The sequence below is a fragment of the Pseudomonas sp. 86_A genome (genome assembly GCF_017491705.1).
Classification (GTDB): Bacteria; Pseudomonadota; Gammaproteobacteria; order Pseudomonadales; family Pseudomonadaceae; genus Aquipseudomonas; species Aquipseudomonas koreensis.
In genome coordinates this window covers 179,862-193,244 of sequence record NZ_JAFGYS010000012.1, presented here as the reverse complement: position 1 = coordinate 193,244, position 13,383 = coordinate 179,862, and the positions used below count along the sequence as shown (strand labels likewise).

Sequence of the window (13,383 nt, the reverse complement as noted above, 5' to 3'; positions counted from 1 at the left end):
GAAACGGCGCTATTGCGCTCTTTTTTCACCCCGAAACAAAAAGACCCGCCCACGGTGAAACCGTGTCGGGCCCTTTTATTATTTTGAGTCATGGCGGTTGGCCACAGGCGTTGGGCCGAATCGTAGCCGCGCCCTCAATAATGTGTCAATTTCAAGAATCGTCTTTAAATAGGTAAAAATCGTCTAAGAATCGTAAATTTTGCGATAGCGCATTGCTCGGAAATGCGCCTGGCCAGTGAATCCAGCGCAATTACGCGCAGCCGTCGAGGCCACATTGCGCAGGGGATTGAGCGGCCTCATCAAAGACAATCGCTTGCCCCAACCAGTCAGCAAAGGCCTGCGGTTTACCCAGCCATGGGCTGATGTCGATCAAGGTGAATTGCCCGTCCTGTTCCAGCGCGAACGTCGGGAAGCCCTGCCCGCCCAACCGCGCCAGCAATGCGCGACTGGCTTTTACATGGGCCTGAGTATCAACGGATTTAAACGAAGCCACGAAAGCCTCGTGCACGTAATCCATCTGAGCTGCGATCTCGAACAGCACAGACTCATCGGCAATCCTTCGTCCGTCCACGTAATGCGCGGTTTGCAAACGCCCGAGCATCTGCAGGCCGCGGCCGTCGATGGCCTCGGCCGCCATCACCGCAGCGATGGGTGGCGTCGAGTCGAAAATTGCCGAGTGATCGCGCAGCAGGCCTTCGAAATACGCCTCGCCAAAGGGCTGTCCGGTGTATTCGGCAATGCGCCGGTCGTGGGGCATGACGTAATTGCGCAATTGCGGTGAGACCTGTTGACGATTCGGGCCGCTCATCATCCCGCCCGCATGGGCCACCACCGGCAGCACGTGCTGCGCCGCTTGCACCAGCGGTTTGGCGCCGTAGCACCAGCCACACAACGGGTCGTAAATGTAGTGAAGGATCATGAGAAAACTCCGGCAGCACAGTCAGAAAAATCGATGCCGGCAGACTATGCCTCTGTGGATCGGGGAAAAACGCCGGAATGGCTTTCAGACTGTTTCGTGAATCGGTCGAATGAACGCACGGTCACATTGTTTCGAATCGACATAAATTGAAACAAACTGACAAGGGAACTTCTCAGGAATAAATTACGGGAGCAAATGCAAAGCATTACCATTCGCGCACTTGAATTTTTCTCCCTTTTGGATGCGCTTCAATGCCTGCCCCGTTCCGCCTCACGCCTGTCACCCTTGGATTGTCTGCCGTTCTGTCCAGCGGTTTTGCTTATTCCGCCACCGAGTTGCCCGCCACGGCGATCAGCGCCGAAGAGCAAGCCGAGGATCCGCGCGTCAAGATCAGCAACACCGCCACCCGCACCTCGACACCGGTGCGCTATGTGCCGCAGGCCATCGACTCGATCAAGACGTCGAACGTCGCCAATTACGGCACCAATGACATCGGTGACGCCCTGAGCGGTATTCCCAACGTCAGCAGCAGCGCCGATACGCGCTTCGACAGCCTGCGCATCCGCGGCTTCGATGCCAGCAACGATTTCTATCTGGACGGTATTCGCGACGACAGCCAGTACAAGCGCGACCTGCACAATGTCGAGCGGGTCGAAGTGCTCAAAGGCCCGGCGGCGGTGCTCTACGGCCGTGGCAGCCAGGGCGGGATCGTCAACCGCGTGAGCAAGATGCCCGAGTTCGGCCGCCGTTCGACCATCGAAGCCCAGGCCGGCAGCGAAGACCTGCGCAGCCTGTACGCCGACCTCAGCACCGACCCGAGTGAAAACATCAGCCTGCGCCTGAACATGGGCAATATGGACGAAAACAGCTTCCGCGACGGCGTCAGTGGCAACCGCCAACTGTTCGCCCCGTCGATGAGCTGGCAGCTGACCCCGGACCTCAACTGGCTGGTGCAATACGAATACAGCCGTTACAACCGCACGCCGGATCGCGGCATTCCGGGGGTGAATGGCCGCCCGGCAGACGTTGGTCGTGACACCACCTACGGCAACGATCACGATTTCGTAGACGACAAGGCGCAGTCCCTGCGCTCGAAACTCACCTACGAGATCAACGATAACTGGCAACTGCGCCAGACCTTGGGCGTGTTCAAGCTCGACAGTGATTTCGACAACACTTACCTCACCAACTTCGACCCGAAAACCAACAAGGTCGTGCGTCAGCACTGGCAGCAGGATCTGACCACCCGCAACGTTTACAACAACATCGAGCTCGAAGGCGGTTTCGATACCTTTGGCCTGGAGCATCGCTTGTTGACCGGCGTCGAGATCGGCAGCCAGCGCCGCGATCCGAAGTTGTACAACGCCGCGACTGGCAAAACGCCGGGCGCACAATCGGTGCCATCGCTTGACCTGTTCAACCCCAACCGCGAGCTGCGCCACACGGGCAGCATGCAGGTGTTCAGCGACAGTCATACCGAAGTCGAAAGCCGTGCGGTCTACGTGCAGGACCAACTGCGCCTGAACGATCAATGGCAACTGCTGGCCGGTCTGCGCTACGACACGTTCGATATCGAGTCGACCAACCAGCTCAAGAACATTTCCGAAGACCGCGACAGCCACAGCACCAGCCCGCGCTTCGGGATTGTCTGGACGCCGCTGCAGAACCATTCGTTCTACGCCTCGTGGTCGAAGACCTTCTCGCCCGTCGGCGGTGGCCTGATCGGCATCACCCCGGGCGCCGCCGGCAACAGCAACGACTTGAGCCCGGAGCTGACCAAACAGAAAGAGATCGGGGTGAAAAGCGACTGGCTCGATGATCGCCTCAGCACCACGCTGGCGGTCTATGACCTGGAGCTTTACAACCGCCGCACCAGCGATCCGAACGATCCGACCCTGACCGTCATGACCGGCCTGCAGCGCTCGCGCGGCATCGAACTGACCGCGACCGGCAAACTGGTCGGCAACTGGTACATGCGCGGTGGCGTCGGCGTGCAAGACACCACCATCGAGAAGGACAACAACGGCCTGGAAGGCAAGCGTGTCAACAACGTGGCCAAACACAACGGCAGCCTGTTCCTGACCTGGAAACCGGAAATGGGCTGGTACGGCGAAACTGGCCTGACCCTGGTCGGCCAGCGTTATGCCGATAACGCCAACACCACGGTGTTACCGGGTTACGGCCGTTGGGATGCGCTGGTCGGCTACCGCTTCAAGGACTGGGACTTGCGCGCGGCGCTGAACAACATCACCGATCGTGAGTATTACGCCTCGGCCACCAGCCAGAATCAAATCCAGCCAGGTGCACCGCGCAGCGTGGTAATGACCGGTACCTATTCTTTCTGATTCAACCCAATACCTGTAGGAGTGAGCCTGCTCGCGATAGCGGTGTGTCAGTTGATATTTATGGCGACTGACAGATGGCAATCGCGAGCAGGCTCACTCCTACAAAGGGTTTTGTGTCGTGCATAAAAAAGCGCCGCCATCCCGGCAGCGCTTTTACCAATCCCTGTTGTTCTTCTTATCCTTCCATCACAGCCCATAACGCTTCCAGTTCGGCCTCGCTGAACAGGCCAGCGGGATAGCGCTCGATCATCATCCGGCGCGGATCAGGTTCCCTGATCTGACGCGTTCCGTTGGATTTCAAAAAGTGCGCGACAATCTGGAGCGATTCGCCGTTTACGGCCATGGGATGCAAAGTCCGCTCGCTGACTACGTTCACTTCGGCGTTCATTTCAGCGCTCTCTCCCCGTTCGTGAGCGGCTAAGTTATCCAAGGTTTATGACAGAACTGTTGAAGTTCTTCCCCCTCCCTAGTGCGCTTCGTCCGATACAAGAGCTATGCCAAAGTTTGCGATTTGTCGACCAGCGGATACAAACAAGCCCGCGGTCCAGTCGGGCCGCGGGCTTGTTTGTATCGATAGCGAGCTAATTTTTCCCTTGGCTGATTTAGTAATCAACTCAAGGTGTTACGTCTCAACTCACTCTTTGTGCGGGGCTGGCTGTTGTTGGGTAAGGCAGTGGATATTGCCACCACCCAGTAACAGTTCACGGCCCGGCACCATCACCACCTCGTGTTGCGGGAACAGCTTCTGCAGGATTTCCCGCGCAGGAGCATCCATCGGATCGTCGAAGCTTGGCGCGATGATGCCGCCGTTGACGATCAGGAAGTTCACGTAGGAGCCGGCCAGGCGCACGCTCGGGTTGCGCTCCTGAGTACCGTCCACCGGATCGACCCCGGCGCACTCTTCTTCGGTCGCGTACAGCGGCCCCGGAATCGGCATCTTGTGCACCGTGAACGGGCGTCCCTTGGCGTCGGTGCTGCTTTGCAGCACTTTCATCGCAGCCTGGCAGCGCGGGTAGTTCGGATCCTGCGGATCGTCAGTCCAGGCCAGCAACACTTCGCCTGGACGCACGTAGCAGCAGAAGTTATCCACATGGCCGTCGGTTTCGTCGTTGAACAGGCCGTCCGGCAGCCAGATGATTTTATCCACCGACAGATTGTCGCGTAGCACCGCCTCAATCTCTTCGCGACCCAGGTGCGGGTTGCGGTTGTGATTGAGCAGGCACTCTTCAGTGGTGATCAGCGTGCCTTCGCCGTCGACGTGAATCGAACCGCCTTCGAGCACAAAACCTTCGGTGCGATAACGCGGGCTGCGCTCGATCTCGAGGATCTTGCCGCCGACCTGCGAATCACGGTTCCACGGCGAGTACAGTCCGCCCTCAAAACCACCCCAAGCGTTGAAGTCCCAGTTCACACCGCGCACTTCGCCGCTGTTGTTGATCACGAACGTCGGACCGGTGTCGCGCACCCAGGCGTCATCGCTGGACATCTCGACCACGCGGATATTCGGCACGTCGAGGCGCGCACGGGCATTCTCGTACTGGCCGGCCGACACGGCGACGGTCACCGGTTCGAAACGGGCGATGGCCTTGGCGACGGCAACATGCGCCGCTTGCGCCGGCTTGCCACCGAGGCGCCAGTTGTCCGGGCGCTCGGGCCAGATCATCCAGGTCTGGGTCTGCGGCGCCCACTCGGCCGGCATGTAGAAGCCATCGTCACGCGGGGTACTTTTCAAAGTGGTCATCGGATCAGGACTCCTGGGAACCGTCAAAGGGTTGCAAAGCAATGACGACTTTATAACCGATAAATATCGTATTTTAAATGCTTAAAAATGCAGCGCGTCTAAAAAACTCCGATAAATACCGATACAAATCGAATTATCATCAATCCTGCAAAAGCTCGGTGACAGTTACAGGCCTTCCTCGAACACCCGATCCAGCATGTCGACAAAGAAGTCCACGCTACGGCGCGAGGTCACCATCGGCGGTTTGATCTTGAGAATGTTCAGATCGTCCCCGGTCGGCTGCATGAAGATCCCCAGCTCACGCAAGCGATCGCACAACAGGGTGGTTTCCTCGGTGGCCGGCTCGAGGGTCTCGCGATTGCGGATCAGCTCCAGCCCCAGGTAAAAGCCGGATCCGTGCACCGCGCCCACCAGCGGATGTTTATCGATCAGCGCTTGCAGACGCGCCTTGAAGTGACCGCCCACCACCTGCGCATTTTCCCAGAGCTTTTCTTCTTCCATGACATCCAGGACTGCCATGCCGATCTGACAGCTCACCGGGCTGCCACCGGCAGACGAGAAGAAATAGCCTTCGGCCTCCAACGCTTCGGCAATCTCCCGGCGAGTGATCACCGCGCCGAGCGGCTGACCGTTGCCCATGCCCTTGGCCATGGTGATGATGTCCGGCACCACGCCCTGCTCTTCGAAGCCCCAGAAAAAGTGGCCCATGCGTCCGTAACCGACCTGCACTTCGTCGGCGATGCACACCCCGCCCTGGGCCCGCACCAGCGCATAGACCTGTTTCAGATAATTCGGCGGCAGCGAGATACCGCCGGCATTGCCGTACACCGGTTCGCAGATGAACCCGGCCAGTTGGCGCTTCTGCGCGGCGATATGCGCCAGTTGCGCCTCGACGCTGCGCACATAGTCCGGCGCAGAATCGAGACCACGGAATTGGCCACGATAAATGTTCGGCGCGGTCACCGGGTGCACCCAGTCCGGACGGCTTTCCAGCGCTCGCGGGTTGTCGGCAATGGATGTCGATACCGCATCGGCACCGACCGTCCAGCCGTGATAGGCCTCGAGCACGCTGAGCATGTCGCGCCCGCCGCTGTAGGCCCACGCCAGACGGATCGCCAGGTCGTTGGCCTCGCTGCCGCTGTTGACCAGAAACACCCGGTCCATGCCGTCCGGCGCCAGCTTCAGCAAGCGTTCGGAAAACTCCGCCACGGCGGCATAGTTGAAGCGCGAGTTGGTGTTGAGCAGCGACCACTGCCGCGCGGCTACCTGCGCCATGCGCGGATGGCCGTGCCCCAGCACCGCGACGTTGTTGAGCATGTCGAGGTAGGAGCGGCCCTGCATGTCGATCAGGTGATTGCGCCAGCCGCGCTCGATGCGTGGCGGGTCGACGTAATAGTGCTTTTGCGTGCGAGCGAAACTGGCGTCGCGGCGTTCGAGCAAGGTTTTGCCGTCCAGCTCCGGCTCGGCATCGCAGGCCAGGCCCAGCAGCGTCGCTGGCGAGGGGCACAACGCTTGCCACGCCGCCGCCCGCGAAGGCGTGCAAAACAGCGGCGCTTCAACCTGCGAGCCGCGCACCAACTGCACCCGCAACGGACCGCTGACCGCCCCCAGCACCTGTCCTTTGACCAGCGCCGCACCACTGTGCAGCGATGGTTCAACGCCCCAAAGACGCACGTTGAGCTGCGGGCCATCGAGTTGCAGCACGCCATCAGGCGCTTGATGCAGCACGCCGGCAAACGGCGCCTCCACCGTGGTGCCGCCGGGTACACGCAATTCCACATGCAGCGCGAAGGTGTCCGGCCCCTCGGCGCTGTCCGGGCGAGTGCGCGACAAACGGTATTGCCCATATCGACTGGCCGCCAACCCATGGACCGCAGCTGCTTCGTTCAATAACCGCTGATCGATACCATCCTGTTCCCAATTGCCCGCCTCGAAATGCACGCTCAGGACACCCAGGTCGATCAGGGCAAACTCACGTCCGACCAAGCCCGGCAGCAGCGGCGCGAAACCCTCGCTGCCAATGCTCGGCAGATGCTGACCGGTGGCCGTCAGGATGGCCGCTTCCATCAACGCCAGCGGCACAGAAGTGGCGACACGGAAGATTTCCCACTCGTGGGTGAGGTTCTCGCGGCTGTAGGTGTTACCGGGATCGATGCTCACCTGCTGTTCGCCACTGAGCACCAGCACCGCCGCGCGCGCGACGATCAGTGGCCACAGCGCCAGCAGTTCTTCGTGTTGCAGCGGGTTGACCGCGTGGTACGCCTGCACCGCCGGCAGAATGACAAACGGATCGCCCGCCGCATGGTGCAGCAACGCGGCGCAGGTCACCGACAGATCGGTGATCCGCCAAGTGCGAATCAGGTCGCCAAAGTCGATCACGCCTTGCAATTGCCAATGACGCCGGGCATCCCGTTGCCAGACCACGTTGTCGTCGGTGATGTCCATGTGGATCGCCTGCACCGGCAGCTTGTCGAGCAGCGGCTGCAAGCGGCGCTCGGCCTGTTCGGCGGCGTCAGCGATCAAGGCGCGCTGTTGCGCATCCTCAATCACCGGCAACAAATGGCTGATCAGCGCACTGGCGTGGCGTGCGTCCCATTGCAGCGTGCGCTCAAGCCCGGGGTGATCGAAACCGCAGAGCGCCAGGTCCATTTCACCGCAGAGCCGGCCAAACCCTGCCACCACTTGATGGCCGAGGTGATCGAGGTGAGTCAGCGACTGGCCTTCGATGTAATCCAGCAGACGTACATGCACCGCTTCGCCATCGGCCTGCAGCGTCAACAGGTCTTCGCCATTATTGGCCGCGATCACTCGCGGCACATGAACAGTCGAATGCTCGGCAAGGTATTTGAGGCCCGCGTGCTGCGCCTGCAATTCAACCAGCGAATAATCGCCACGGCAGATTTTCAACACGAATCGCCCGCGCTCACTGTCGACCCGGAAGTTCAGATCCTGCTGACTGCCTAGCGCCTGCAACGTGCCGCTGAGCCCGTAGTGCTCGGCCAGCCATTGTTGGGCCTGCTGCGCAGAGACCTGCGGGCTGGGCAAACTGGCGCGATGAATCAACGTGGCGAGCGACATGAAACGACCCCTGAAATTTTATTAGGCGCCTATATCGCCACTGCTGCAGCGGATGCGCAACCCCCGATACGCTTATTCAAGCCCTCGCATCCGCCAGCGCTTTGCGCAAGAATGTCCGCCATTCACACCTATCTGGAAAAACCTCATGAATGTAATCACCACCGATCTGCCCGGTGTTCTGATCATCGAACCCAAGGTATTTGGTGACGAGCGCGGCTTCTTCTACGAGAGTTTCAACGCCAAGGCATTCCAGGATGCGACGGGGCTGGACACCCAATTCGTTCAGGACAACCACTCGCGCTCGCAGAAAGGCGTGCTGCGCGGCCTGCATTACCAACTGCAGAATACCCAGGGCAAACTCGTCCGGGTAACGGCCGGCGAAGTGCTCGATGTGGCCGTGGACATCCGTCGCAGCTCGCCGCACTTCGGCAAATGGGTTGCCGTACGCCTGTCGGCTGAAAACCACCGTCAACTGTGGGTCCCGGAAGGGTTTGCCCATGGTTTCGTGGTGCTGAGCGAATTTGCCGAATTCCTCTACAAGACCACCAATTACTACGATCCATCGTCCGAGCGCAGCATTCGCTGGGACGACCCGGCACTGGGCATCGACTGGCAACTGGACGAAGCGCCGAAGCTGTCGGCCAAGGATCAGGTCGGTGCGCTGCTCAAGGACGCTGACGTCTTCGCCTGAGCCTAGGCATAATGCGCCTGTTCACTCAGGCGCATCCGGCTCATGAAACCAACTCTCCCTCGCCGCCCTCGCTGGCGCAGCCTCGCGCTGCTGGCCATGTGCCTGGCACCGCTGCTGTGGCCACTGGAGCATCTGGCCGAGCGTTATTACCGCAGTGAACTCGCCGGGCAAAACCGCCAGACGCTCGATCTCTACGTCGCCAACCTGCTCGGTACCCTGCACCGCTATGAAGTGCTGCCGCAGATTCTCGGTGACCTGCCAGCCCTGCGCGCGGTGCTCGGCGCGCCGGACGACGGCGTCACCCAAGGCAACGCCAATCGCCTGCTGAAAAACATCGCGGCGCAGACCGGTGCCGAAGTCATGTACCTGATGGACACCAGCGGACAGACCCTGGCGGCGTCGAACTGGGACAAACATGACAGCTTCGTCGGACGCAATTTCGCTTTCCGTCCGTATTTCAGCGAGGCCATGGCCGGACGCCTGGGACGCTTCTTCGGCCTCGGCACCACCTCGGCCAAGCGCGGTTATTTCTTTGCGGCGGCGGTGCGTAACGGCGAAAAAATCATCGGTGTGCTGGTGATCAAGGTCGACCTCGACCACACCGAAAGCCTGTGGGGCAAGACCCCGGAACAACTGCTGGTGACCGACCACAACGGCGTGGTCATCCTCACTTCGCGCCCGGAATGGCGTTTCCGTTCGACCCGCACCTTGAGCGACACCGAGCGCTCGGCGATCACCGCCATCCTGCCCTATCCGACCCGCGAGCCGCGCCCGCTGAACCTCAGCCCCAACGCTTGGCTGACGCAGACCGTGAACATCGCCGAAACCGGCTGGAGCGTGAGCATTCTCGCCCCGCGCACGCTGATCGACCGCCCGGTGCGCACCGTTGTTGCGATCGGCGGCGCTACGCTGCTGGTGGTGATGCTGCTGCTCGGGTTGATGATGCAGCGTCGTCGGCATTATCTGGAGCGTATTGCCTTCGAAGCCAAGGCCCGTCGCGAGCTGGAAGGCCGGGTGGCCGAGCGGACCAGCGACCTGGAAGGCCTCAACCGCCGCCTCAAGCAGGAGGTGCTGGAGCGTGAACAGGCTCAGCAGGAATTGGTGCGCGCCCAGGACGATCTGGTCCAGGCCGGCAAACTGTCGGCACTGGGCACCATGTCGGCGAGCATCAGCCACGAACTCAACCAGCCGCTGGCGGCGATCCGCAGCTACGCGGAAAACGCCGAAGTGCTGCTCGATCACCAACGCACTGACGACGCTCGCGGCAACCTCAAACTGATCAGCGAGCTGACCGGGCGCATGGCCTCGATCATCGCCCACCTGCGCGCTTTTGCCCGCCGCGATCGTCACGCCCCGGAAAGCGTCGCCCTGCAACCGGCGCTGGACGATGCGCTGGCACTGCTCGCCAAACGCCGCCGCAGCATGGAGGTCGAGCTGATCCGCGACCTCCCGGCCGCCACCCTGTGGGTCGAAGCCGGGGAAACCCGTCTGCGCCAGGTGCTCGGCAACCTGCTGGCCAACGCCCTCGATGCACTGACCGAAAAAGGTCCGCCGCGCAAACTGTGGCTGAGTGCCGAATCCACCGCCGAAGGCGTCAATCTGTACATTCGCGACAACGGCCCGGGGTTCTGCATGGAAGCCCTGGGCCGCGCCAGCGAGCCCTTCTACACCACCAAGACCCGCACCCAGGGCCTTGGCCTGGGGCTGGCGATCTGTGAAACCCTGATGCGCGCCTTCGGTGGAGAACTGTCGTTCGCCAACCACAAGCAAGGTGGCGCCTTGATCACCCTGCGGCTGCGCGCCGGCGCGCCCGGGGTCAGCCTGCAACCGCCCGAGGATCGAAGCGCATGACCATCGACAATCGCATTCAGGTGGTGTTGATCGACGACGATCCGCACCTGCGTCAGGCCCTCGGCCAGACCCTGGACCTGGCCGGGCTGAAAATCCTCCCGCTATCCGAAGCCAAAGGCCTGGCCGGCCAACTGGAGCGTGACTGGCCCGGTGTGGTGGTCAGCGACATTCGCATGCCGGGCATGGACGGGCTGGAATTGTTGAGCGAACTGCACGCTCAGGATCCGGAACTGCCGGTGCTGCTGATCACCGGCCACGGTGACGTGCCGCTGGCGGTGCAGGCGATGCGCGCCGGCGCCTATGATTTCCTGGAAAAACCGTTCGCCAGTGACGCGCTGCTCGACAGCGTGCGCCGCGCCCTGGCCCTGCGCCGGCTGGTGCTGGATAACCGCAGCCTGCGTCTGGCCTTGAGCGACCGCAACGAATTGAGCGCACGACTGGTCGGCCATTCAGCGCCGATGTTGCGCCTGCGCGAACAGATCGGCGCGCTGGCGGCGACCAAGGCGGACGTGTTGATCCTCGGTGAGACCGGCGCCGGCAAAGAGGTCGTGGCCCGTGCATTGCACGACTTGTCGAGCCGACGCAACGGCCCGTTCGTGGCGATCAACGCCGGGGCACTGGCCGAATCGGTGGTGGAAAGCGAGTTGTTCGGGCATGAGCCGGGCGCCTTCACGGGTGCGCAGAAACGCCGGATCGGCAAGTTCGAATTCGCCAACGGCGGCACGCTGTTCCTCGATGAAATCGAAAGCATGAGCATGGACGTGCAGGTGAAACTGCTGCGCATGCTGCAAGAGCGTGTGGTCGAACGCCTCGGCGGCAATCAGTTGATCCCGCTGGACATCCGCGTCATCGCCGCAACCAAGGAAGACCTGCGTCAGGCGGCCGATCAGGGGCGCTTCCGCGCCGACTTGTATTACCGCCTGAACGTCGCGCCGCTGCGCATTCCGCCATTGCGCGAACGCGGCGAAGACGCGCTGGTGCTGTTCCAGCATTACGCCGATGAAGCCAGCGCCCGTCACGGCTTGCCGCCGCATGAACTGCAACCGGCGCAACGCGCCTTGCTGTTGCGCCACACCTGGCCGGGCAACGTGCGCGAGCTGCAGAACGCCGCCGAGCGTTTCGCGCTGGGTCTGGAACTGGCGCTGGATAACAGTGGCGTCGAAGGCGCCGGCACTGTCGTGGAGGTCATCAGCGGCGGCCTGAGCGAGCAAGTGGAAAACTTCGAGAAATCGTTGATCGCCGCTGAGCTGGCGCGCTCCCACAGTTCGGTGCGTAGCCTCGCCGAAGCCTTGGGCATTCCGCGCAAGACCCTGCACGACAAGCTGCGCAAGCACGGCTTGAATTTCGCCGACAGTAACGCCCATGGAGACGAAGCCGAATGAACCGCGACAGCCGCTACCTGGAATCCGTGCTGCATCACGACATTCCGCTGACCCGCGAGATGGGCCTCAAGGTTCTCGACTGGCGCGAACAACAGCTGAGCCTGCACTTGCCGCTGGAGCCGAACGTCAATCACAAGAGCACCATGTTCGGCGGCAGCCTCTACTGCGGCGCGGTGCTGGCGGGTTGGGGCTGGCTGCATTTGCGCCTGAAAGAGGAAGGCATCGAAGATGGACACATCGTGATTCAGGAAGGCCAGATCAGCTATCCGCTGCCGGTGACCGGCGACGCCACGGCGATTTGTCCAGCACCCGAGGCGGCGGTCTGGAAAAAATTTCTGGCGATGTATCAGCGTTATGGACGCGCGCGGCTGGCGCTCAACACGCGCATCGTCAATGCCGGGAGTGATGAAGAGGCGGTGACGTTCAGCGGGCAGTACGTTTTGCATCGTTAACGCAAAAGATCGCAGCCTTCGGCAGCTCCTACAGGTAAATGCGAAATCCTGTGTAGGAGCTGCCGCAGGCTGCGATCTTTTGATCTTACGAGCGTGCCAGTTCCAGCAGTCTTGAACGCCACGCCGCTTTCGCCGGCAGCGCCAAAAAGAACTCATTGAGCAACGATTCCCGCGCCGGATAACAGAACGCTTCGCCCTGCAGATCCAGCACCTCGCCGCCGGCACCTTCCAGCACGCCCTGCGCCGCTGCGGTGTCCCACTGCGAAGTCGGCGCCAGACGCGGGTAGCAATCCGCCGCCCCTTCGGCCAACAGGCAAAACTTCAGCGAGCTGCCGATGTTTGCCAGTTGCAACTCGCCAAGGCTGGCGCTCAAACCGGCAAGCAGACGCTCCTGCTCCGGGCTGGAATGGCGACGGCTGGCCACCACGGTGAACGCTTCACCGGGCGCGAGCACGTCACGCACCTGAATCGCCACCGGCGAAGCACCTTTATCCCCACGCCACGCGCCAAGCCTGGCACCCCCGACGTAGAACCGACCATTGGTCGGCATCGACACCACACCAAACACCACCCGGCCGTTTTCGATCAGGGCGATGTTGACGGTGAACTCTTCACTGCCACTGATGAACTCCTTGGTGCCATCCAGCGGATCCACCAGCCACCAGCGCTGCCACCCGGCGCGTACGCTCTGCGGGATGTTGGCGTCTTCTTCGGACAGCACCGGAATGCTCGGATCGAGCGCCTCCAGCCCGGCAACAATCACGTGGTGCGCGGCCATGTCCGCTGCGGTCACCGGTGAATCGTCGGATTTGGCAGTGACTGCTACGCCAGAGCGCCAGAACGGCAGAATGGCTTCGCCGGCCTGCAATGCCAGCTCGATCACCGGCGCCATCAATGGATGGGGAAAACTCATCGACATCTCAC

The 13,383-nt window shown here is 61.5% G+C and carries 10 protein-coding genes; 5 read left to right on the top strand and 5 right to left on the bottom strand.

Going from position 1 to position 13,383, the window contains the following annotated elements; translation table 11 throughout:
• Nucleotides 1-250: 250 nt before the first annotated feature.
• Entirely contained in the window at nucleotides 251-919 is a 669-nt protein-coding gene (locus tag J5M57_RS19520; RefSeq protein WP_207849398.1) for a DsbA family protein, read from the bottom strand.
• Between the two features lie 251 nt (nucleotides 920-1,170).
• On the opposite strand from J5M57_RS19520, the gene J5M57_RS19515 reads away from it, so the two are divergent.
• On the top strand, nucleotides 1,171-3,264 hold the full coding sequence (locus tag J5M57_RS19515; RefSeq protein ID WP_207849397.1) for a TonB-dependent siderophore receptor: 2,094 nt from the start codon (nucleotides 1,171-1,173) through the stop codon (nucleotides 3,262-3,264).
• Nucleotides 3,265-3,439: 175 nt separating this feature from the next.
• On the opposite strand, the gene J5M57_RS19510 is transcribed toward J5M57_RS19515, so the two are convergent.
• The 3 genes from J5M57_RS19510 to J5M57_RS19500 all read right to left on the bottom strand — a co-directional run bounded on the left by J5M57_RS19510 (nucleotide 3,440) and on the right by J5M57_RS19500 (nucleotide 8,083).
• Complete coding sequence (locus tag J5M57_RS19510) at nucleotides 3,440-3,652, bottom strand: hypothetical protein (RefSeq protein WP_007961849.1); 213 nt, start codon at nucleotides 3,650-3,652, stop codon at nucleotides 3,440-3,442.
• 246 nt (nucleotides 3,653-3,898) lie between these two features.
• The gene (gene aguA / locus J5M57_RS19505) at nucleotides 3,899-5,005 is read right to left on the bottom strand and encodes an agmatine deiminase (protein ID WP_169842657.1); all 1,107 of its coding nucleotides are present in this window, start codon (nucleotides 5,003-5,005) and stop codon (nucleotides 3,899-3,901) included.
• A gap of 165 nt (nucleotides 5,006-5,170) precedes the next feature.
• A complete protein-coding gene (locus tag J5M57_RS19500; protein WP_207849396.1) occupies nucleotides 5,171-8,083 on the bottom strand; it encodes an aminotransferase in 2,913 nt (970 codons plus the stop codon).
• A gap of 145 nt (nucleotides 8,084-8,228) precedes the next feature.
• On the opposite strand from J5M57_RS19500, the gene rfbC reads away from it, so the two are divergent.
• From rfbC to J5M57_RS19480, 4 genes are read left to right on the top strand one after another with little or no spacing between them, the layout of a single operon-like run.
• Nucleotides 8,229-8,774: a dTDP-4-dehydrorhamnose 3,5-epimerase gene (rfbC, locus tag J5M57_RS19495; RefSeq protein ID WP_103368291.1), complete on the top strand. Its 546-nt coding sequence runs from the start codon at nucleotides 8,229-8,231 to the stop codon at nucleotides 8,772-8,774.
• A gap of 42 nt (nucleotides 8,775-8,816) precedes the next feature.
• Nucleotides 8,817-10,625 (top strand): ATP-binding protein, encoded by a 1,809-nt coding sequence (locus J5M57_RS19490; protein WP_207849395.1) that lies wholly within the window; start codon nucleotides 8,817-8,819, stop codon nucleotides 10,623-10,625.
• Nucleotides 10,622-12,007 (top strand): sigma-54 dependent transcriptional regulator, encoded by a 1,386-nt coding sequence (locus tag J5M57_RS19485; RefSeq protein ID WP_207849394.1) that lies wholly within the window; start codon nucleotides 10,622-10,624, stop codon nucleotides 12,005-12,007. The genes J5M57_RS19490 and J5M57_RS19485 overlap by 4 nt, the downstream gene beginning before the upstream one ends.
• The gene (locus J5M57_RS19480; protein WP_207849393.1) at nucleotides 12,004-12,459 is read left to right on the top strand and encodes a thioesterase domain-containing protein; all 456 of its coding nucleotides are present in this window, start codon (nucleotides 12,004-12,006) and stop codon (nucleotides 12,457-12,459) included. Before J5M57_RS19485 ends, J5M57_RS19480 begins: the two co-directional genes overlap by 4 nt.
• Nucleotides 12,460-12,544: 85 nt before the next feature.
• On the opposite strand, the gene cysQ is transcribed toward J5M57_RS19480, so the two are convergent.
• Nucleotides 12,545-13,378, bottom strand: a complete 834-nt coding sequence (gene cysQ / locus J5M57_RS19475) for a 3'(2'),5'-bisphosphate nucleotidase CysQ (protein ID WP_207849427.1) — start codon at nucleotides 13,376-13,378, stop codon at nucleotides 12,545-12,547.
• Between the last annotated feature and the right edge of the window lie 5 nt (nucleotides 13,379-13,383).

Excerpts from the sequence above, each read along its gene's own strand:
- J5M57_RS19520 (WP_207849398.1), bottom strand. The coding sequence starts at position 919 with ATGATCCTTCACTACATTTACGACCCGTTGTGTGGCTGGTGCTACGGC.
- J5M57_RS19515 (WP_207849397.1), top strand. The coding sequence starts at position 1,171 with ATGCCTGCCCCGTTCCGCCTCACGCCTGTCACCCTTGGATTGTCTGCC.
- J5M57_RS19510 (WP_007961849.1), bottom strand. The coding sequence starts at position 3,652 with ATGAACGCCGAAGTGAACGTAGTCAGCGAGCGGACTTTGCATCCCATG.
- aguA (WP_169842657.1), bottom strand. The coding sequence starts at position 5,005 with ATGACCACTTTGAAAAGTACCCCGCGTGACGATGGCTTCTACATGCCG.
- J5M57_RS19500 (WP_207849396.1), bottom strand. The coding sequence starts at position 8,083 with ATGTCGCTCGCCACGTTGATTCATCGCGCCAGTTTGCCCAGCCCGCAG.
- rfbC (WP_103368291.1), top strand. The coding sequence starts at position 8,229 with ATGAATGTAATCACCACCGATCTGCCCGGTGTTCTGATCATCGAACCC.
- J5M57_RS19490 (WP_207849395.1), top strand. The coding sequence starts at position 8,817 with ATGAAACCAACTCTCCCTCGCCGCCCTCGCTGGCGCAGCCTCGCGCTG.
- J5M57_RS19485 (WP_207849394.1), top strand. The coding sequence starts at position 10,622 with ATGACCATCGACAATCGCATTCAGGTGGTGTTGATCGACGACGATCCG.
- J5M57_RS19480 (WP_207849393.1), top strand. The coding sequence starts at position 12,004 with ATGAACCGCGACAGCCGCTACCTGGAATCCGTGCTGCATCACGACATT.
- cysQ (WP_207849427.1), bottom strand. The coding sequence starts at position 13,378 with ATGTCGATGAGTTTTCCCCATCCATTGATGGCGCCGGTGATCGAGCTG.